The sequence below is a fragment of the Streptomyces abikoensis genome, assembly GCF_014648775.1.
GTDB lineage: Bacteria > Actinomycetota > Actinomycetes > Streptomycetales > Streptomycetaceae > Streptomyces > Streptomyces abikoensis.
This window is the reverse complement of record NZ_BMRT01000003.1, coordinates 68,165-88,309: the sequence shown is the minus strand read 5'-3', so window position 1 is coordinate 88,309 and position 20,145 is coordinate 68,165. Positions and strand designations below refer to the sequence as shown.

Here is a 20,145-nt window from a genome sequence, read left to right as displayed (position 1 = left end):
CCCAGGATTCGAGCGGCCTCAGTGGCCGAGCACCGGACGATGCAGCGCGGCGCCCTCCTGGACGCCGCGCGCTCCTTGCTGTCCGAAGGCGGAACGGAGGCCCTGACCTTCCCCGCCCTCGCCGAGCGCACCGGGCTCGCGCGGTCCTCGGTCTACGAGTACTTCCGCTCCCGCGCCGCCGTCGTCGAAGAACTGTGCGCCGTGGACTTCCCCGTCTGGGCGGCCGAGGTCGAGGCCGCCATGGAGCGCGCCGACACGCCAGGGGGGAAGATCGAGGCATATGTGCGGCAGCAGCTGTCGCTCGTCGGCGACCGCCGCCACCGGGCCGTCGTCGCCATCTCCGCGGGCGAGCTCGACTCCGGCGCCCGCGAGAAGATCCGTGCCGCCCACGGCGGCCTCGTCGCCATGGTCGTCGAAGCGCTGGACGCCCTCGGCCACGACCAGCCCCGCCTGGCGGCCATGCTCCTCCAGGGAGTCGTCGACGCCGCGGTACGCCGCATCGAGCTCGGCGCGGCGGAGGAGCCGGACCGGATCACCGAGGCGGCCGTCACCATGGCCCTGCGAGGCGTCTGCGGCTAGCGGCGCCCGAGCGCTCGGGCCCACCGGCCACAGCCGGGAGGGGGCGCGGCGCAGCATCCACGGCGGCAGGAGCGTCAGCGGGTCGAGGTAGTCCTCCCCGCGGCGCAGGCCCCAGTGGAGGCAACCGTGGCCCGGGCAGTGGGCCGAGTCGGCCTCCAGGAGGCCGATGATCTGACCGGCGTCGACGTGGTCGCCCTCGCGCACCGTCGCCCGTACGGGTTCGTATGTCGTCCGCAGGGCGGGGGCGAGCTCCACCGCCACCACGCCCCGCCCCGCGATCCGGCCCGCGAAGGAGATCCGGCCCGGGGTGGCGGCCCGGACCGGCCGGCCGGGGCCGGCCGCGAGGTCGACGCCCCGGTGGCCCGCCGCCCAGCGGGCCGGGGGCGGTTCCCAGGCCCGCAGGACCAGGGGCCGGGCGCCCCGGGCGCCCGCGACGGGCCAGGACCGGTCGCCGCCGGGGCCGCCCGATGCCCCGGGTGGACCGGGGGCCGGGGGAGCGGGGCCCGAGGCGGCCCTCGCGCAGGTCAGGGACAGCAAGGTCAGGAACAGGATCAGGGCCGTGAGCGCGCGGAGTCGTCGCATGGAGTAACCATGGCCGGGGCCGGTGAATCGTGGGGATCTTGATCCGGATCTGTGGACTACTCGTGGGTTGTGGACAACGCCGTCACCCGGGGGTTCTCCGGTCCCGTACACTTCTCATGGCGATCCGGGTCACCGGGTCGACTTCGCACGCCCCGCCACTGACGCGTCAGACCCTCTCGGGCAGCACGGTGGCCGTGTCTCTCGGTCCGTGAAACGGCTCCTCGCAAGGGATTCGTTCGCGGCAGGCGCGTCGGGGCGTCAGGAGCGGCGGCCGCCCGGCCGTCGTGGAACCGAGTATTTCAAGGAGCGCGGCCATGGCCGTCGTCACGATGCGGGAGCTGCTGGAGAGCGGCGTCCACTTCGGTCACCAGACCCGTCGTTGGAACCCGAAGATGAAGCGTTTCATCTTCACGGAGCGCAACGGCATCTACATCATCGACCTGCTCCAGTCGCTGTCGTACATCGACCGCGCCTACGAGTTCGTGAAGGAGACCGTCGCGCACGGCGGTTCCATCATGTTCGTCGGTACGAAGAAGCAGGCCCAGGAGGCCATCGCCGAGCAGGCGACGCGCGTCGGCATGCCCTACGTCAACCAGCGCTGGCTGGGCGGCATGCTCACCAACTTCTCGACCGTCTACAAGCGCCTCCAGCGCCTGAAGGAGCTCGAGCTCATCGACTTCGAGGACGTGGCCGCCTCCGGCCTCACCAAGAAGGAGCTCCTGGTCCTCTCCCGCGAGAAGGCCAAGCTGGAGAAGACCCTCGGTGGTATCCGCGAGATGCAGAAGGTGCCGAGCGCCGTCTGGGTCGTGGACACCAAGAAGGAGCACATCGCCGTCGGTGAGGCGCGCAAGCTCCGCATCCCGGTCGTCGCCATCCTCGACACCAACTGCGACCCCGACGAGGTCGACTACAAGATCCCGGGCAACGACGACGCCATCCGCTCCGTCACCCTGCTCACCCGCGTGATCGCCGACGCCGTCGCCGAGGGCCTCATCGCCCGTTCCGGTGCCGCCACCGGTGACGTGAAGGCCGACAAGGCCGCCGGCGAGCCGCTGGCCGAGTGGGAGCGCGACCTGCTCGAGGGCGACAAGAAGGACGAGGCTCCGGCCGCCGAGGCCGAGGCTGAGAAGCCGGCCGCGGACGCCGAGCAGGCCTGACGCCCCGTACCGGACGACGGCGGGGGCCCGGTGCCCCCGCCGTCGCCCGGCGGATCCACTGTCGGACCCCGTCAGCGGGACGGGAGCCGACAGGTGTGGTGACCTCAAGACGGACCAGCCCTGCCGGATGCCCGGGTGGCACGGCGGGGCGCAGTGACGAGAAGGATTGAAGGATGGCGAACTACACCGCCGCTGACGTCAAGAAGCTCCGTGAGCAGACCGGCGCCGGCATGATGGACTGCAAGAAGGCGCTCGACGAGGCCGAGGGCAACCTCGAGAAGGCCGTCGAGATCGTCCGCGTCAAGGGCCTGAAGGGTGTGGCCAAGCGCGAGAGCCGCACCACCGAGAACGGCGCCGTCGCCTCCCTCATCGCCGAGGACAACACCTCCGGTGTCATCGTCGAGCTGAAGTGCGAGACGGACTTCGTCGCCAAGGGCGAGAAGTTCATCACCGTCGCCGACGCCCTGGCCGCCCACATCGCCAAGGCCGCCCCGGCCGACGTCGAGGCCCTCATGGCCTCCGAGATCGAGGCCGGCAAGACCGTCCAGGCGTTCGTGGACGAGGCCAACGCCACCCTCGGCGAGAAGATCGTCGTGGACCGCTTCGCGCACTTCGCCGACGGCAAGGTCTACGCCTACATGCACCGCACCGCCGCTGACCTGCCCCCGCAGGTCGGTGTCCTGGTCGAGCTGGACAAGGACAACGCCGAGGTCGCCAAGGACGTCGCGCAGCACATCGCCGCCTTCGCGCCGAAGTTCCTCAACCGTGACGCCATCCCGGCCGAGGTCGTGGAGAACGAGCGTCGCGTCGCCGAGGCCACCGCTCGCGAGGAGGGCAAGCCCGAGGCCGCCCTGCCGAAGATCGTCGAGGGTCGCGTCACCGGCTTCTTCAAGGAGCAGGTCCTGCTGGACCAGCCCTTCGCCAAGGACAACAAGAAGACCGTCCAGAAGATCCTGGACGAGGCCGGCGTCACGCTGAAGCGCTTCGCCCGCATCCGCGTCGGCGCCTGAGCCGCCCGCAGGGCAGCGAATGACCCGCGACCCGCTAGGGTCGTACGCAGTCGGCCGCTCACCGGCCGGCCGCTGATGTGACGAGGAGGCCATTGCCGCAGAGGGAACCGAAAGGATCCATCCGGCAGTGGCCTTCTTCGTATGTGCACGAGGAGAACTCCAATGAATCAGGGCGCGGACGCCACGCAGGCCGCCGGTGACACCGGCACCGACCAGGGCAAACGCCGTCGGTTCCTGCTGAAACTGTCAGGTGAGGCCTTCGCCGGCGGCGGTGGACTCGGCGTCGACCCCGATGTCGTGCACGCCATCGCCCGCGAGATCGCGGCCGTGGTCCGCGAGGGCTACGAGATCGCCGTGGTCATCGGCGGCGGGAACTTCTTCCGCGGCGCCGAGCTCCAGCAGCGCGGCATGGACCGCGCCCGCTCGGACTACATGGGCATGCTCGGCACCGTGATGAACAGCCTCGCCCTCCAGGACTTCCTGGCCAAGGAAGGCGTCGAGACCCGGGTCCAGACCGGTATCACCATGGGCCAGGTCGCCGAGCCGTTCATCCCGCTGCGCGCCGTGCGCCACCTGGAGAAGGGCCGCGTCGTGATCTTCGGCGCGGGTATGGGCATGCCCTACTTCTCCACCGACACCACCGCCGCCCAGCGCGCCCTGGAGATCCACGCCGAGGCGATCCTCATGGGCAAGAACGGCGTCGACGGGGTCTACGACTCCGACCCCAAGAAGAACCCCGACGCGGTGAAGTTCGACGCCCTCGAGTACGGCGAGGTGCTGGCCCGCGGCCTCAAGGTCGCCGACGCCACCGCGATCAGCCTGTGCATGGACAACAAGCTGCCGATCCTCGTCTTCGAGCTGCTCGCGGCGGGCAACATCGCCCGTGCGGTCAAGGGTGAGAAGATCGGCACGCTCGTGAGCGACCAGGGCACTCGGGACTGACAAGGCCCGTTACGCCGCCCGCGCCGGGCGGCCGAGGAATCGGCCGCCCCCGCGACGGACGGCAACACCGCGCCGGGGGAAGACCTCGGCACGGGGATGGACAACTGCCTGCCGGTCGGACACCGTGCAGGAGAAGACGCGCGCAGGGGCGAGGCTCTGCTTACTGATAACACCAGGAGCAAGTGGTGATCGAAGAGATCCTCCTCGAGGCCGAGGAGAAGATGGAGAAGGCCGTTGTGGTCGCCAAGGAGGACTTCGCGGCGATCCGCACCGGGCGTGCGCACCCGGCGATGTTCAACAAGATCGTGGCCGACTACTACGGCGCGCTGACGCCCATCAATCAGCTGGCGTCGTTCTCGGTGCCCGAGCCGCGCATGGCCGTGGTCACCCCGTTCGACAAGAGCGCGCTGCGCAACATCGAGCAGGCCATCCGCGACTCGGACCTGGGCGTCAACCCGAGCAACGACGGCAGCATCATCCGCGTGAACTTCCCCGAGCTGACCGAGCAGCGCCGCCGCGAGTTCGTCAAGGTCGCCAAGACCAAGGCGGAGGACGCCAAGGTCTCGATCCGTTCCATCCGCCGCAAGGCCAAGGACTCCCTGGACAAGCTGGTCAAGGACAAGGAATCCGGCGAGGACGACGTGCGCCGCGCGGAGAAGGAGCTCGACGACACCACCGCGAAGTACGTCGCGCAGGTGGACGAGCTGCTCAAGCACAAGGAAGCCGAGCTGCTCGAGGTCTGATGAACGACGCATCCTGGGGAGCCCCGCCGCACGCCGGTCACTGGGGGTCCACCGGCCAGGGAACCAGCCCCGGCTACGGCCGGGAGGTGCCCCTCTCGGCGGGTCCTCTGCACGTCGCGGGCGACGCGGCGCAGACTCGGCCCATGCCCATTGTGCCCGGATCAGGCGGATACCAGGACGACGGAGCCGACCGTGACCAGGGGGCCGCCCACATCGGTGGCCCCCTGTTCCGCGATGAACAGGAGCCCGACATCCGGCCGCAGGAGCCCGCCGCCCCACAGGGGCCTCCGGCGAAGAAGAGCGCGGGTCGCGATCTGCGTGCCGCGATAGGGGTGGGGGTCGGCCTCGGTGCGGTGATCCTCGCCTCCCTGTTCGTCTACAAGCCCGTCTTCCTCGGCGTGATCGTGATCGCCGTGGTGGTCGGGCTGTGGGAGCTGACCTCCCGCCTCGCCGAGCGGAAGAACATCAAGGCCCCCTTGGTGCCGCTGGCCATCGGCGGCGCCGCCATGACCGTCGCCGGTTACGTCAACGGCGCCGAGGGCGCGTGGGTGGCCATGGCCTTCACCGCGCTCGCCGTGCTCGTCTGGCGGATGACGGAGCCGCCGGACGACTACCTCAAGGACGTCACGGCCGGCATCTTCGCGGCGTTCTACGTGCCCTTCCTCGCCACGTTCGTGGCGCTGATGCTGGCCGCCGACGACGGCGCCTGGCGGGTGCTGACGTTCCTGATCCTGACGGTCGTCAGCGACACCGGGGCGTACGCGGTGGGCTGGCGGTTCGGCCGGCACAAGCTCGCGCCGCGCATCAGCCCCGGCAAGACCCGCGAGGGCCTGATCGGCGCGGTGCTGTTCGCGATGGTGGCGGGCGCGCTGTGCATGCAGCTGCTGATCGACGACGGGGTGTGGTGGCAGGGCCTGCTGCTGGGCCTCGCGGTGGCGGTCAGCGCCACGCTCGGCGATCTCGGCGAATCCATGATCAAGCGGGATCTGGGGATCAAGGACATGGGCGCCCTGCTCCCCGGCCACGGCGGCATCATGGACCGGCTGGACTCGCTCCTGCCGACCGCGCCGGTGGTGTGGCTGCTGATGGTGGCCTTCGTCGGCTCCTGATGCCGAACGGCCCTGACCTGGGCTTTTCGGAAGGTGTTCGATACGTGAGGGGTCCGTCGTCCACAGGACGGCGGGCCCCCTCCGTATGTCTGCGACACTGGTGGGACCATGCCTGCACCCGGAGAACTCACTTTCGTCGCCCCCCGCGGAGCCAAGCTGCCCCCGCGGCACCTCGCCGACCTCAGCCCCGCCGAGCGCCGCGAGGCCGTCGCCGCGATCGGCGAGAAGCCGTTCCGCGCCAAGCAGCTGTCCCAGCACTACTTCGCCCGCTACGCCCACGACCCGGCGCAGTGGACGGACATCCCGGCGGCGGCCCGCGAGAAGCTCGCCGGTGAGCTGCTGCCGGACCTGATGAGCGTGGTGCGGCACATCTCGTGCGACGACGACACCACCCGCAAGACCCTCTGGCGGCTCCACGACGGCAAGCTCGTCGAGTCCGTCCTGATGCGCTACCCGGACCGGGTCACCATGTGCATCAGCTCCCAGGCGGGCTGCGGCATGAACTGCCCGTTCTGCGCCACCGGCCAGGCCGGGCTGGACCGCAACCTGTCCACCGCCGAGATCGTCCACCAGATCGTCGACGGCATGCGCGCCCTGCGCGACGGCGAGGTGCCCGGCGGTCCGGCGCGGCTGTCCAACATCGTCTTCATGGGCATGGGCGAGCCGCTGGCCAACTACAAGCGCGTCGTCGGCGCCATCCGCCGGCTGACCGACCCCGAGCCGGACGGCCTGGGCCTGTCCCAGCGCGGCATCACCGTCTCCACGGTCGGCCTGGTCCCGGCCATGCACCGGTTCGCCGACGAGGGCTTCAAGTGCCGTCTCGCGGTCTCGCTCCACGCGCCCGACGACGAGCTGCGCGACACCCTGGTGCCGGTCAACACCCGCTGGAAGGTCCGTGAGGTCCTCGACGCCGCCTGGGAGTACGCGGAGAAGTCCGGCCGCCGGATCTCCATCGAGTACGCCCTGATCCGCGACATCAACGACCAGGCCTGGCGCGGCGACCTGCTCGGCCGGCTCCTCAAGGGCAAGCGGGTGCACGTCAACCTGATCCCGCTCAACCCCACCCCCGGCTCCAAGTGGACGGCGTCCCGTCCGGAGGACGAGCGCGCCTTCGTCCAGGCCATCGCCGCCCACGGCGTGCCCGTGACCGTACGGGACACCCGCGGCCAGGAGATCGACGGCGCCTGCGGTCAGCTGGCCGCCACCGAGCGCTGAGCCGTATCGGTGCCGGCCGGGGAGACCGGTCGGCACTGATACGGTGCCTTTCGTACAAATGAACAATCCGACAGGGGAGCGCCCAGGGCGCTGAGAGTGCGGCACGGCCCGCAGACCCTCGGACCTGATCCGGTTAGTACCGGCGTAGGGAGTCAGCACCACCATGAACACCAGCCTTCGGCGTGCCGTCGTGGCGACGGCCGTCGCCACCCTCGGCCTTCCGGCGCTCGCCGCCTGCGGCGGCTCCGGCGACAAGGGCGGTGAGGCGTCGGGCGGCAAGACCGTCACCCTCGTCTCCCACGACTCGTTCGTCGCCTCGGACTCCGTGCTCCAGGAGTTCACCCGGCAGACCGGCTACAAGGTCAAGGTCGTCAAGGGCGGCGACGCCGGCCAGGCCGTCAACCAGGCGATCCTCTCCAAGAGCCACCCGCAGGGCGACGTCTTCTTCGGCGTCGACAACACCCTGCTCTCCCGGGCCCTCGACAACGGCATCTTCACCCCCTACGAGGCCAAGGGCCTGGACCGGGTCCCCAAGGAGTTCCAGGCCGACGCGGCCGGGCACCGCGTCACGCCCGTCGACACCGGCGAGATCTGCGTCAACTACGACCGCGCGTACTTCGCCGACCACAAGCTGGACCCGCCGAAGACGTTCGACGACCTGATCAAGCCGGAGTACAAGGGCCTCCTTGTCACCGAGAACGCCGCCACCTCCTCGCCCGGCCTCGCCTTCCAGCTCGCCACCGCCGCCAAGTACGGCGACGACGGCTGGAAGGATTACTGGACCAAGCTCAAGGCCAACGGCGTCGAGGTCGTCGACGGCTGGGAGCAGGCCTACAACGAGCGCTTCTCCGGCTCCGCCGGCGGGAAGAAGGCCAAGGGCGACAAGCCCCTCGTCGTCTCCTACGCCTCCAGCCCGCCCGCCGAGGTCGTCGGCGCCAAGCCGCTGCCGAAGGAGGGCCCGATCGGCGTCGCGACCGGCACCTGCTTCCGGCAGACCGAATTCGCCGGCCTGCTCAAGGGCGCGAAGAACACCGAGGGCGGCAAGGCCCTCGTCGACTTCATGCTGAGCAGGACGTTCCAGGAGGACATGCCCCTCCAGATGTACGTCAAGCCGGTCAGCCAGGACGCCAAGCTGCCCGAGGTCTTCACCCGGTACGGCGCGCAGGTCACCGACCCGCAGACGCTCGCCCCGGAGAAGATCGCCAAGAACCGCGACCAGTGGGTCAAGGAATGGTCCTCGCTCGTCCTGAAGTAACCGAAGCCGAGGCGGCCGGCGCGCCCGACGTGACCGGCGCGCCCGCCGCAAGGCAGGCCGCCGAGCGGGCGCCGGGCGCCCGCCGGGCGGCGACGCGACTCGGCCTGATGGCCGTGCCGCTCGCCTTCTTCGGCGTCTTCTTCGCCTACCCCGTCGCCTCGATCGTCACCCGCGGCCTCACGGACGGCGGCCGGTGGCAGCTCGCCCGCGTGGGCGAGGTGCTCACCGACCCGGGCATCCGCGACGTCCTGTGGTTCACGCTCTGGCAGGCGGCCGCCTCCACCGCCCTGACCCTCCTGCTCGCCCTCCCCGGCGCCTACGTCTTCGCACGCCTCGACTTCCCCGGCAAACGGCTGCTCAGAGCCGTCGTCACGGTCCCGTTCGTGCTGCCGACCGTCGTCGCCGGCTCGGCGTTCCTGGCGCTCGTGGGCCGGGGCGGGCTGCTGGACGAGCTGTGGGGCGTCCGCCTGGACACCACGGTCTGGGCGATCCTCCTCGCCCACGTCTTCTTCAACTACGCCGTGGTCGTCCGCACCGTCGGCGGGCTGTGGGCCCAGCTCGACCCCCGCCAGGAGGAGGCGGCCCGCGTCCTCGGCGCCGGCCGCCTCGCCGCCTGGCGCCGGGTGACCCTGCCCGCGCTCGGCCCCGCCGTGGCCGCCGCCGCCCTCATGGTCTTCCTCTTCACCTTCACCTCCTTCGGCGTCGTCCAGATCCTCGGCGGACCCCGCTACGCCACGCTGGAGGTGGAGATCTACCAGCGGACGGCGCAGCTCCTCGACCTGCCCACCGCCGCGGTCCTCACCCTGCTCCAGTTCGTCGTCGTGGCCGCGCTGCTGGCCGTGCACGCCCGGACCGTACGGCGCCGTGAGGCGACGCTGCGGCTCGTGGACGCCTCCCGCACCGCCCGCCGCCCGCGCGGCGCCGGCCAGTGGGCGCTGCTGGCGTCCGTCCTCGCCGTCGTCGCGCTGCTGGTGGTGCTGCCGCTCGCGGTCCTCGTCCTGCGCTCCTTCGAGGGGCCCGACGGCTACGGCCTCGCCTCCTACCGCGCCCTCGCCTCGGCGGGCGCGGGCGGCGGCACGTTCACCGTCGCCGCGCTCGACACCATCGGCAACTCGCTGACGTACGCGCTCGCCGCCACCGCCATCGCGGTCGTCGTCGGCGGCCTCGCGGCGGCGGCCCTCACCCGGCGCGAGGGCCGGCTCGTCCGCGGCTTCGACGCGCTGCTGATGCTGCCGCTGGGCACCTCCGCCGTGACCGTCGGCTTCGGCTTCCTGATCGCCCTGGACGAGCCGCCGCTGGACCTGCGCACCTCGTGGATCCTGGTGCCGCTGGCCCAGGCGCTGGTGGGCGTGCCCTTCGTCGTCCGCACCGTGCTGCCCGTGCTGCGCGCGGTGGACACCCGGCTGCGGGAGGCGGCCGCGGTGCTCGGCGCCTCCCCGCTGCGGGCCTGGCGGGAAGTGGACCTGCCGCTGGTGGGCCGGGCCCTGGGCATCGCGGCGGGCTTCGCGTTCGCGGTGTCGCTGGGCGAGTTCGGCGCGACCGTCTTCATCGCCCGCCCCGACAACCCCACCCTGCCGGTGGCCGTGGCCCGGCTGCTGGGGCGCCCCGGCGAACTCAACTACGGGCAGGCGATGGCCCTCAGCACGATCCTGATGCTGGTGTGCGCGGCGGCGCTGCTGGTGCTGGAGCGTGTGCGCACCGACCGTACGGGAGAGTTCTGATGCTTCGCCTCGAAGGCGTGACCGTCCGCTTCGGCGGGCGCGCCGTGCTGGACGCGGTCGACCTCGACGTCGCCGACCACGAGACCGTGTGCGTGCTCGGCCCGAGCGGCAGCGGCAAGTCGACGCTGCTGCGCGTGGTGGCCGGCCTCCAGCCGGCCCACGCCGGACGGGTGCTGCTGGGCGGGCGCGACCAGGGCGGGGTGCCCCCGCACCGGCGCGGGGTGGGCCTGATGTTCCAGGACCACCAGCTCTTCCCCCAGCGGGACGTCGCCGGGAACGTCTCCTTCGGGCTGCGCGTCCGGGGGACCGGGCGGGCCGAGATCGAGCGCCGGGTGGCCGAGCTGCTCGACCTGGTGGGGCTGCCGGGCGCGCAGAAGCGGGCCGTGGGGGCGTTGTCGGGCGGTGAGCAGCAGCGCGTCGCGCTGGCGCGGGCGCTGGCCCCCGAGCCGCGGCTGCTGATGCTCGACGAGCCGCTGGGGCAGCTCGACCGGGGCCTGCGCGAGCGGCTCGTGGAGGAGCTCCGCGGGCTGTTCGGGCGGCTGGGGACGACCGTGCTGGCCGTCACCCACGACCAGGGCGAGGCGTTCGCGCTCGCCGACCGGGTGGTGGTGATGCGCGACGGGCGGATCGCGCAGGTGGGCACGCCGATGGAGGTCTGGCGGCGGCCGGCGTCGGAGTTCGTGGCCCGGTTCCTGGGCTTCGAGAACGTCGTTGCGGCGACGGTCACGGGAGGGCGGGCGGAGACGGTGTGGGGTTCGCTCCCCGTGCCGTCGGGGACGGAGCCGGGGGAGTGCGTGGTGCTGGTGCGGCCGGGGGGCGTTCGGCTGGGCCCCGTTCCGGGCGGGCTGGCGTGCGAGGTGGTTTCCCGGACGTTCCGGGGAGAGCGGGTGGTGGTGCGGCTGCTGCCCGAGGGCGGGCCGGAGCTTGAGGCGTCGTGTCCGCTTGGCGCGGCGCCGGGGGTGGGGGAGCGGGTGGGGGTCTCGTTCCGGGTGGACGACGTCGTGGTTTTGCCCCAGTCCCGCCCCTTCCCGTAACCGGGGGGCTCCGCCCCCGGACCCCGGTCCTCAAACGCCGGACGGGCTGACTTTGTCAGCCCGTCCGGCGTTCGGCTATACGGCTGTCGGTTCCTTCTCCGCCGGTTGCGGCGCCGCCGCCCCGTGGCTGTCGGGTTCGCCGAACCAGGCCACCGCCACCGCGCCCGCCACGGCCAGGAGGAAGCCGAGGACGGCCATCCACGCGAAGCCCTCGCGGGACGCGTCGCCCAGCCAGAGGACGCCGATGATGCCGGGGAGGACCGTCTCGCCGACGACGAGGGCGGCCGTGGCGCCGTTCACGGAGCCGATCTGGAGGGCGACGGTGTGGAGGTACATGCCGACGGAGCCGGAGATGAGGATGGCGTAGAGGGCCGGGTCGGCGAGGAGGGTGGGCAGGTCGAAGGGGTCGATGCCGTCGAGGATGCGGACGCCCACGCCGATCGCGCCGAAGCCGAGGCCGGAGAGCAGGCCGGCGAGGATCGCGGCCCGGGAGCCCAGGAAGTGGACGGCGGTCCAGCCGCCGCCCATCAGGACGACCGAGATGATCAGCAGCCACCAGTGCGTGGAGCGCGCGGCGTCGCCGTTGCCCTCGTGGCCCGCGGCGGTCGCCAGCAGCACCAGGGCGGAGCAGACGACGCCGATCGACATCCACTCCCTGCGGTTGAGCTTGATGCCGAGGAGCTTGATGCTCAGCAGCGCGGTGACGATCAGGTTGGCGCTGATGACGGTCTGGGAGAGGAACAGCGGCAGCATCCGGGCGGCGAGGGCGCCGAGGGCGAAGCCTATGAAGTCCAGAACCGTGCCGACCATGAACTCCCAGGTCACGGCGGCCTTCGCGGTGGAGGACAGGCTGGGCCCGCCATGCTGGGTGGTGGCCGTGGAGGACGCCGTCGCGGCCTCCCGCTGGGCCGATTTCCGGGACCCCACGGCCTGTAGGACCGATCCTGTGCCGTAACACGCAGAGGCCGCGACAGCCGTGACAAGGCCGATGATCACCAGTAGCTCCGTTCGCCTGATAAGCCGTCGTGCTCAGGAAGCAGACGTACTTCTGAGCAGACGTGGATTTCGGCGTCGGAGTTGCCTTCGGTCAAGAATTGGTCAAGACCGGGTGAGCGGCAGTGCGGCGAGTTCGGCGATGACCCAGGTCAGCGGGGCCAGCACGATCAGCAGGACGCCCGTGCGGACGGCCGCCGCACCGCGCAGCAGGGAGGCGGGGATGCCCAGCCGTAGCAGCGCGGCGGTGGTCTCGGCGCGGCAGTGCCGGGTGTCGATGGCGGCGGTGATGGCGGTGGCCGTCACACAGGCCATCACCACGGCCGCGCCCAGCCCCGTGAGCGGCCCGAACGGGCGGGGGCCCGACCGTTCCCAGGCCGCGCCGTACAGCTCGACGGCCGCGAGCGCGCCCGCCGCCACCGCGCACAGCACCCCGAGGGGCCGCCCGAGCCGGTTCGCCGTGTCCTGCAGTATGCGGCCGGCGAGCAGCCGCGTCGGGCCGGGCCGCCCGGCCGACAGCAGGGTGCCGCTCCAGTGGGTGAGGCCGGGGCCGGCCAGCACCAGGCCCAGGGAGGCGAGCAGCCAGCCGCCCATCAGCCCGGGGGAGGTGCCGCCGTCCTGGCCCGGCAGCGTCAGCAGGCTGTCCGGGGCGGGGGCCGGGGCGTGGCCCACGTACGCCTCCAGGGCGAGGCCGCAGGCGATGACCGCCACGCCCCAGGGGAGGCCCGCGTAGCCCCGGCGGTCCTCCTTGGCGGTGTCGGGCGGCGTCGCCCTGGAAACGGTCTTGGACGCGCCTCCGGCGCGCTCCTTGCGCGGGCGCAGTGCGATGGCGCACGCGCCCGCCGCCAGCGCGGGCAGCAGCCCGAGCAGCGTGAGCGTCGCGGCCCAGGGCAGGGCCGCGTCCCCGTCGAGCAGTCCCGAGGCCGTGCCGCTCAGCGGGGTGCCGCCGAGGTCGCCGCGGAGTTCGAGGTAGACCAGCAGGGCGGCGGCGCTGCCGAGCCCGCAGGACAGGGCCGTCGAGGTGGCGGCGAGCAGGGAGAGGCGGACGGGGCCGAAACCGATGGCGTCGAGCCCGTCGCGCGGGCGGGTCGCCGGGTCGCTGCGGGCCACGGTGACGGCGAACTGGGTGACGGCGGCCACGGGCACCGCGCACCACAGCAGCCGCACCAGCGACTGTTCCGTGGCGTCGGGGTGGGCCACCGCGTAGCCCAGGGAGCACAGCAGCAGGAAACCGGCGCCGGAGGAGGCGACGGCGACGAGCAGCCGTCGCAGGAGGACGAGCGGGTGGGCGCCGCGCGCTAGGCGGAGACTGAGCACGCGGCCCTGCCCTCCCCTTCGGTCGCCTCGGGTGCCGGGATGGCGCCGCCCCGGCGGCCGTCGGCGAGGACGACGGTGCGGTCGGCGAGGGCCGCGCTCTCGTCGTCGAGGGTGGCCAGGACGACGGTGATCTGGTGGGAACGGGCGGCCGTGGTGAGGGTGCGCAGCACCTGGGCACGGTCGGTGGCGTGCAGCGGGGCGGTCGGCTCGTCGGCGAAGACCACGGTGGGTTCGGCGGCCAGGGCGCGGGCGATGGCGATCCGCTGGCGCTGGGCCTGGGTGAGCGCCCCGGGGCGTTTGCGGGCGCAGTCGCCCACGTCGAGGCGTTCGAGCCACTCCGTGGCGGTCTGCTTGGCGGTGCGGTGGCCGGTGCCGCGCACCAGCAGCGGCAGGGCGGCGTTCTCCCAGCCCGTCAGCTCCGGGACCAGGTGGGGTTCGCTGTCGATCCAGCCGAAGCGGTCGCGGCGCAGCCGCTCGCGGGCGGAGCGGGAGAGGGTGTGCACGGGGGCGCTGTTGAACCACACCTCGCCGGGGTCGGCCAGGAGCTGGCCCGACAGGCATTTGAGGAGCGTGGTCTTGCCGGAGCCGCGAGGCCCGGTCACGGCGAGGATCTCGCCCTCCCGGACCCCGATGGACACCCCGGCGAGGGCGGGGGAACCGCTGTAGGAGTAGTGCAGGCCGCGTGCCCAGAGCACGTCGTTGTCCGGCGGGGCCACCATATCGAGCACCTCGGGTCGCTGAGAGGGTCCGTTCCCCTGTCCGGGTGAACGAACCGGAGGCCATTGGGTCACTGGCACCGTACGGAACCGGGATCCTAGCCTCCGTCCAGGCTCGGCGCTTTAGTGCCTCACTTTCCTCCCATCGGGCTCATGCGACGAGGTTTGCGCGGCGGCAACACGGTTAACGCGCGGGGAGGCCGGCCGCCTCCCCGCGCGTTGGTGTCAGATCTTCGTCCATGCCTCCGTGAGGACGCCCCGCAGGATCTGCTCGATCTCGTCGAACGTCGACTGGTCGGAGATCAGCGGCGGCGCCAGCTGGACGACCGGGTCGCCGCGGTCGTCGGCCCGGCAGTACAGGCCGTTCTCGAAGAGCTTCTTCGAGACGAAGCCGTACAGCAGGCGCTCGCACTCCTCGCCGCTGAAGGTCTCCTTGGTGGCCTTGTCCTTCACCAGCTCGATGCCGTAGAAGAAGCCGTTGCCGCGCACGTCGCCGACGATCGGCAGGTCCCGGAGCTTGGACAGGGTCCCGTGGAAGGCGCTCTCGTGGTCCAGCACGTGCTGGTTGAGGCCCTCGCGTTCGAAGATGTCGAGGTTGGCCAGCGCCACGGCCGCGGAGACCGGGTGGCCGCCGAAGGTGTAGCCGTGGAGGAAGGTGTCGGACCCCTTGAAGAACGGCTCCGCGATCCGGTCGGAGACGATCGCCGCGCCGATGGGGGAGTAGCCCGACGTCATGCCCTTGGCGCAGGTGATGATGTCCGGCACGTAGCCGAACTTCTCGCAGCCGAACATCGTGCCCAGCCGGCCGAAGGCGCAGATGACCTCGTCGGAGACGAGCAGCACGTCGTACTCGTCGCAGATCTCGCGGACCCGCCGGAAGTAGCCGGGCGGGGGCGGGAAGCAGCCGCCCGCGTTCTGCACGGGCTCCAGGAAGACGGCGGCGACGGTTTCCGGGCCCTCGAAGAGGATCTGCTGCTCGATCTGGCCGGCGGCCCAGCGGCCGAAGGCCTCCGGGTCGTCGCCGTGGACGGGCGCCCGGTAGATGTTGGTGTTGGGGACCTTGTGGGCGCCGGGCACCAGCGGCTCGAAGGGCGCCTTCAGGGCGGGCAGCCCGGTGATGGACAGGGCGCCCTGCGGCGTGCCGTGGTAGGCGACGTTCCGCGATATCACCTTGTACTTGCCGTGGTTGCCGGTGAGCTTGTGGTACTGCTTCGCCAGCTTCCAGGCGGTCTCCACGGCCTCGCCGCCGCCGGTGGTGAAGAAGACCTTGTTGAGGTCCCCGGGGGCCAGGTGGGCGAGCCGCTCGGCCAGCTCGATCGCCTTGGGGTGGGCGTAGCTCCACACCGGGAAGAAGGCCAGCTCCTGCGCCTGCTTGCTCGCCGCCTCGGCGAGCTCGGCGCGGCCGTGGCCGGCCTGGACCACGAACAGTCCGGCGAGACCGTCGAGGTAGCGCTTGCCCTTGTCGTCGTAGATGTAGGTGCCCTCGCCGCGCACGATGGTGGGCACGGGGGCGTTCTCGTACGACGACATGCGGGTGAAGTGCATCCACAGGTGGTCGTACGCCGTCCTGCTGAGGTCCTTGCTCACGGCTATCGGGTTCCCCATGTGTAGGTCTGTTTGCGGAGCTTGAGATAGACGAAGCTCTCCGTGGAGCGGACCCCGGGCAGGGTCCGCACCCGCTTGTTGATCGTTTCGAGGAGGTGGTCGTCGTCCTCGCAGACGATCTCGATGAGGAGGTCGAAGGAGCCCGCGGTGACGACCACGTACTCCACTTCGTCCATCGCGGTCAGGGCGTCCGCGACCGGGTCGAGGTCCCCCTCGACATTGATGCCGATCATGGCCTGGCGCCGGAGCCCCACGGTGAGCGGGTCGGTGACGGCGACGATCTGCATCACGCCCTGGTCGAGCAGCTTCTGCACGCGCTGGCGGACCGCCGCCTCGGACAGCCCCACCGCCTTGCCGATCGCGGCGTAGGGGCGGCGTCCGTCCTCCTGGAGCTGCTCGATGATCGCCAGGGAGACGGCGTCGACCGGCTGTGCGCCGGCCGCGCTCTTGGAATCGGGGTTACGAGTGGCCACATCCCCACTGTGCATGAGGACTCGGTGGCGAGGCAACCCCTGGACGATGGAATCCGTTGGCAGAGATCGCTGGAAACACTGATTCCGTCGTTCATGCGTGATGGGTCTGCCGAAAGCGTCACCTCAGTGACTAGGCTGGGCGTCTCAGCGACTGGACATCCGACAGAAGGGGTGGCACATCGTGACCACCGAGCCGCGCCGCCTGCGCAACTACATCGCCGGCGAGTTCCGTGACGCCGCCGACGGGCGGACCACCGAGGTCGTCAATCCGGCCACGGGAGAGGCCTACGCCACCGCCCCGCTGTCCGGCGCGGCCGACGTCGACGCCGCCATGGCCGCCGCCGAGGCGGCCTTCCCCGCCTGGCGCGACCTGGTGCCCGGTGAGCGCCAGAAGGTCCTGCTCAAGATCGCCGACGCCTTCGAGGCGCGCGCCGAGGAGCTGATCGCCGCCGAGTCCGAGAACACGGGCAAGCCGCTGGGTCTCACCCGCAGCGAAGAGCTCCCCCCGATGGTCGACCAGATCCGGTTCTTCGCGGGCGCCGCGCGGATGCTGGAGGGCCGCTCCGCCGGTGAGTACATGGAGGGGATGACCTCCATCATCCGCCGCGAGCCCGTCGGCGTCTGCGCCCAGGTCGCGCCGTGGAACTACCCGATGATGATGGCCGTGTGGAAGTTCGCCCCGGCGCTCGCCGCGGGCAACACCGTCGTCCTCAAGCCCTCCGACACCACCCCCGCCTCCACCGTCCTGATGGCCGAGATCATCGGCGGGGTCCTGGAGGAGCTGGGCCACCCCAAGGGCGTCTTCAACGTCATCTGCGGCGACCGCGAGACCGGCCGGCTGATGGTCGAGCACAAGGTGCCCGCCATGGCCTCCATCACCGGCTCCGTCCGCGCGGGCATGCAGGTCGCCGAGTCCGCCTCCAAGGACCTCAAGCGCGTCCACCTGGAGCTCGGCGGCAAGGCCCCCGTCGTGGTCTTCGAGGACGCCGACATCGCCAAGGCCGTCGAGGAGATCGCCGTCGCCGGCTACTTCAACGCCGGCCAGGACTGTACGGCCGCCACCCGCGTCCTGGTCCACGAGTCCGTCCACGACGAGTTCGTCACCGCCCTCGCCAAGGCCGCCGCCGACACCAAGACCGGGCAGCCCGACGACGAGGACGTCCTCTACGGCCCGCTCAACAACGCCAACCAGCTCAAGCAGGTGACCGGCTTCATCGAGCGGCTCCCCGCCCACGCCAAGGTCGAGGCCGGCGGCCACCGGGTCGGCGAGAAGGGCTACTTCTACGCCCCGACCGTCGTCTCCGGCCTCAAGCAGGACGACGAGATCATCCAGCACGAGGTCTTCGGCCCCGTGATCACCGTCCAGTCCTTCACGGACGAGGAGCAGGCCGTCTCCTACGCCAACGGCGTCGAGTACGCCCTGGCCTCCTCGGTGTGGACCAAGGACCACGGCCGCGCCATGCGGATGTCCAAGGCCCTCGACTTCGGCTGCGTGTGGATCAACACCCACATCCCGCTGGTCGCCGAGATGCCCCACGGCGGCTTCAAGAAGTCCGGCTACGGCAAGGACCTCTCCTCCTACGGCTTCGAGGACTACACCCGCATCAAGCACGTCATGACGTCGCTGGGCTGAGCCCGGCCCGCGGGGCGGGGTCGCGCACACGCGTACGTTCCGTACGCGTGTGCGCGTATCATCGACGCCCGGCCGACCGGCCCCCCACCCGCCCCGCACGTCCCTTGAATGCGAGACGCCCGTGAAGCCCCTGTCCCGCCGTACCCTGCTGCGCGCGCTGGGCGCCGGCGCCGGGGCCGCAGCGCTCGCCGGATGCGGGGTCCCCGCCGCCTACGTCGCCCCCCGCGACCGGTCCGCCCCGGACCGCTCCGAGCGCGACCACCGGCTCTCCTTCGCCAACTGGCCGCTCTACATCGACACCGACGAGAAGCGCCCGGAGCGGCGTCCCACCCTCGACGACTTCGAGAAGAGCACCGGCATCTCGGTGAAGTACACCGAGGAGATCAACGACAACGACGAGTTCTTCGGCAAGATCAGCCCGGCCCTGATGAACCACCAGCGGACCGGGCGGGACATCATCGTCGTCAGCGACTGGATGGCCTCCCGCTACGTCCGCCTGGGCTGGGTCCAGACGATGGACCGCGCGGCGCAGCCCCACGTCGCCCGCGAGCTCGACCCGCTGCTGCGCAAGCCCTCCTTCGACCCCGGCCGGCTGCACACCGTCCCCTGGCAGTCCGGGATCACCGGCATCGCCTACAACCGCAAGAAGCTCGGCCGCGAGATCCGCCACACCTCCGACCTGTGGGCCGACGACCTGCGCGGCAAGGTCACCCTGCTCGCCGGCATGGACGAGGCGTTCGCGCTGCTGATGCTGGGCAACGGCGCCGACGTCACCCGCTGGACCGCCGACGACTTCCACCGGATGACCGACCAGCTGCGCACCCTGGTCCGCAAGCGCCACATCCGCCGCTTCACCGGCAACGACTACATCAAGGACCTCTCCTCCGGGGACGTCCTGGCCTGCCAGGCCTACTCCGGCGACATCATCCAGCTCAAGGCCGACAACCCCGACATCGAGTTCGTCGTCCCCCAGGAGGGCGCCGAGCTGTGGGCCGAGAGCCTGATGATCCCCAACCTCGCCGACCACAAGCGCAACGCGGAACGGCTCATCGACTACTACTACCAGCCCGAGGTCGCGGCCCGGCTGGCCGTCGCCGTCAACTACGTCTGCCCGGTGCCCGCCGCACGCGAGGTCCTCGCCTCCTCCAAGGAGAAGGAGCTCGCCGAGCTCGCCGAGAACCCGCTGGTCTTCCCCACCGAGGACATGCGCGGGCGGCTCTCGACCGCCCGCGACATGGCGCCCAAGGAGCGCCCCGCCTTCACCAAGGAGTGGAACGAGATCGTCGGGCTCTGAGCCGCTGAGCTTCCGGGCCTTCAGGCCGGCGACGGGAGCAGCGAGCGCAGGGCGCGCACGCGGTTGGTGGTGATCGAGTCCACGCCCGCGCGCAGCAGCCGGCGCATGGCCCACCGGGTGTCGGCGGTCCAGGCCGAGACCCGGAAGCCCGCCGCGTGGTCGCGGGCCACGAGCTCCTCGCTGACCAGCCCGAAGCGGTAGTTGAGCCAGTGCGGGCGCACCTCGGCGAGCAGCGCCGGGCGCGGCGGGGCGAGCGTGGTCCACGTCATCGCGATCTCGGCGTCCGCGTCCGCCCGCCGCACGGCGAGCATGGCGGTGGGGGAACCGCAGTAGTAGACCCGGTCCCGGGCGCCGGCGGAGCGGACCTCGGCGACGGCCGCGCCCGCGGCCGACGGGTCCGGCAGATCGACGAACAGCCGCGCCCCGTGGTCCCGCGCCGTCGCGTCGAGCGCCTCGGCGAGCGTCGGCACCCCGCCCCCGGTCAGCCCGCGCAGCTCGGCCGCCGACAGCGCGCCCAGCGCCCGCTCGCGGCCCCACAGCCGGCCCAGCGTCGCGTCGTGCAGCAGGACCGGCACCCCGTCGGCGGTCAGCCGGACGTCGATCTCCACGGCGGCCGCGCCCGCCGCCAGCGCCGAGCGGATCGAGGGCAGGGTGTTCTCGCGGTGGACGTACGGATCGCCGCGGTGGGCGACGGCGACGCAGGCGGCCGGGGTGCGCGGGGCGGCGGAGTCCGTGGAGACCATGGGCCTCATTGTGCCGGTGCCGGG

The 20,145-nt window shown here is 71.7% G+C and carries 18 protein-coding genes, 1 pseudogene and 1 riboswitch; of the genes and pseudogenes, 12 read left to right on the top strand and 7 right to left on the bottom strand.

What is annotated here, in order from left to right:
- Positions 1-21: 21 nt before the first annotated feature.
- Positions 22-579: a TetR/AcrR family transcriptional regulator gene (locus tag IE096_RS10690; protein ID WP_189451751.1), complete on the top strand. Its 558-nt coding sequence runs from the start codon at positions 22-24 to the stop codon at positions 577-579.
- 138 nt (positions 580-717) lie between these two features.
- On the opposite strand, the pseudogene IE096_RS10685 reads toward IE096_RS10690, so the two are convergent.
- A pseudogene (locus tag IE096_RS10685) lies at positions 718-1,161 on the bottom strand (M23 family metallopeptidase); the annotation flags it as partial.
- A 314-nt stretch (positions 1,162-1,475) separates the two neighbouring features.
- Here IE096_RS10685 and rpsB point away from each other — a divergent pair.
- The 9 genes from rpsB to IE096_RS10640 all read left to right on the top strand — a co-directional run bounded on the left by rpsB (position 1,476) and on the right by IE096_RS10640 (position 11,347).
- Positions 1,476-2,318 carry a 30S ribosomal protein S2 gene (gene rpsB / locus IE096_RS10680; protein WP_189451093.1) on the top strand — a complete coding sequence of 281 codons (843 nt, stop codon included), beginning with the start codon at positions 1,476-1,478 and terminating at the stop codon, positions 2,316-2,318.
- 173 nt (positions 2,319-2,491) lie between these two features.
- Positions 2,492-3,328: a translation elongation factor Ts gene (gene tsf, locus IE096_RS10675; RefSeq protein ID WP_189451092.1), complete on the top strand. Its 837-nt coding sequence runs from the start codon at positions 2,492-2,494 to the stop codon at positions 3,326-3,328.
- Positions 3,329-3,490: 162 nt separating this feature from the next.
- Positions 3,491-4,270, top strand: coding sequence for a UMP kinase (pyrH, locus tag IE096_RS10670; RefSeq protein ID WP_189451091.1), 780 nt, complete (start codon positions 3,491-3,493; stop codon positions 4,268-4,270).
- Positions 4,271-4,455: 185 nt separating this feature from the next.
- The gene (gene frr, locus IE096_RS10665) at positions 4,456-5,013 is read left to right on the top strand and encodes a ribosome recycling factor (protein ID WP_189451090.1); all 558 of its coding nucleotides are present in this window, start codon (positions 4,456-4,458) and stop codon (positions 5,011-5,013) included.
- On the top strand, positions 5,013-6,122 hold the full coding sequence (locus IE096_RS10660) for a phosphatidate cytidylyltransferase (RefSeq protein WP_189451089.1): 1,110 nt from the start codon (positions 5,013-5,015) through the stop codon (positions 6,120-6,122). The genes frr and IE096_RS10660 overlap by 1 nt, the downstream gene beginning before the upstream one ends.
- A 108-nt stretch (positions 6,123-6,230) precedes the next feature.
- On the top strand, positions 6,231-7,337 hold the full coding sequence (rlmN, locus tag IE096_RS10655) for a dual-specificity RNA methyltransferase RlmN (protein ID WP_126916313.1): 1,107 nt from the start codon (positions 6,231-6,233) through the stop codon (positions 7,335-7,337).
- Positions 7,338-7,399: 62 nt separating this feature from the next.
- Positions 7,400-7,505, top strand: a riboswitch (TPP riboswitch).
- Positions 7,501-8,592, top strand: coding sequence for a thiamine ABC transporter substrate-binding protein (locus tag IE096_RS10650; RefSeq protein WP_189451088.1), 1,092 nt, complete (start codon positions 7,501-7,503; stop codon positions 8,590-8,592). Its footprint overlaps the riboswitch before it by 5 nt.
- A gap of 107 nt (positions 8,593-8,699) precedes the next feature.
- Positions 8,700-10,313 (top strand): ABC transporter permease, encoded by a 1,614-nt coding sequence (locus IE096_RS10645; protein ID WP_229820151.1) that lies wholly within the window; start codon positions 8,700-8,702, stop codon positions 10,311-10,313.
- Positions 10,313-11,347, top strand: coding sequence for an ABC transporter ATP-binding protein (locus IE096_RS10640; RefSeq protein WP_189451084.1), 1,035 nt, complete (start codon positions 10,313-10,315; stop codon positions 11,345-11,347). Before IE096_RS10645 ends, IE096_RS10640 begins: the two co-directional genes overlap by 1 nt.
- Positions 11,348-11,422: 75 nt before the next feature.
- On the opposite strand, the gene IE096_RS10635 is transcribed toward IE096_RS10640, so the two are convergent.
- The 5 genes from IE096_RS10635 to IE096_RS10615 all read right to left on the bottom strand — a co-directional run bounded on the left by IE096_RS10635 (position 11,423) and on the right by IE096_RS10615 (position 16,466).
- Positions 11,423-12,343, bottom strand: a complete 921-nt coding sequence (locus tag IE096_RS10635; protein WP_189451081.1) for a DMT family transporter — start codon at positions 12,341-12,343, stop codon at positions 11,423-11,425.
- Positions 12,344-12,445: 102 nt separating this feature from the next.
- The gene (locus tag IE096_RS10630) at positions 12,446-13,657 is read right to left on the bottom strand and encodes a hypothetical protein (protein ID WP_189451079.1); all 1,212 of its coding nucleotides are present in this window, start codon (positions 13,655-13,657) and stop codon (positions 12,446-12,448) included.
- Complete coding sequence (locus IE096_RS10625; protein ID WP_189451077.1) at positions 13,639-14,376, bottom strand: ABC transporter ATP-binding protein; 738 nt, start codon at positions 14,374-14,376, stop codon at positions 13,639-13,641. Before IE096_RS10625 ends, IE096_RS10630 begins: the two co-directional genes overlap by 19 nt.
- 222 nt (positions 14,377-14,598) lie before the next feature.
- The gene (locus IE096_RS10620; RefSeq protein WP_189451075.1) at positions 14,599-15,978 is read right to left on the bottom strand and encodes an aspartate aminotransferase family protein; all 1,380 of its coding nucleotides are present in this window, start codon (positions 15,976-15,978) and stop codon (positions 14,599-14,601) included.
- Positions 15,963-16,466, bottom strand: coding sequence for an Lrp/AsnC family transcriptional regulator (locus IE096_RS10615; protein WP_126916321.1), 504 nt, complete (start codon positions 16,464-16,466; stop codon positions 15,963-15,965). Before IE096_RS10615 ends, IE096_RS10620 begins: the two co-directional genes overlap by 16 nt.
- A 166-nt stretch (positions 16,467-16,632) precedes the next feature.
- Here IE096_RS10615 and IE096_RS10610 point away from each other — a divergent pair, with 166 nt between their 5' ends.
- Both IE096_RS10610 and IE096_RS10605 read left to right on the top strand, forming a co-directional pair.
- Complete coding sequence (locus tag IE096_RS10610; protein ID WP_189451073.1) at positions 16,633-18,084, top strand: gamma-aminobutyraldehyde dehydrogenase; 1,452 nt, start codon at positions 16,633-16,635, stop codon at positions 18,082-18,084.
- Positions 18,085-18,214: 130 nt separating this feature from the next.
- Positions 18,215-19,378: a polyamine ABC transporter substrate-binding protein gene (locus tag IE096_RS10605; RefSeq protein ID WP_189451750.1), complete on the top strand. Its 1,164-nt coding sequence runs from the start codon at positions 18,215-18,217 to the stop codon at positions 19,376-19,378.
- A 20-nt stretch (positions 19,379-19,398) separates the two neighbouring features.
- Here the strand turns inward: IE096_RS10605 and IE096_RS10600 are convergent, their stop codons facing one another.
- On the bottom strand, positions 19,399-20,130 hold the full coding sequence (locus IE096_RS10600; RefSeq protein WP_373298078.1) for a glycerophosphodiester phosphodiesterase: 732 nt from the start codon (positions 20,128-20,130) through the stop codon (positions 19,399-19,401).
- Between the last annotated feature and the right edge of the window lie 15 nt (positions 20,131-20,145).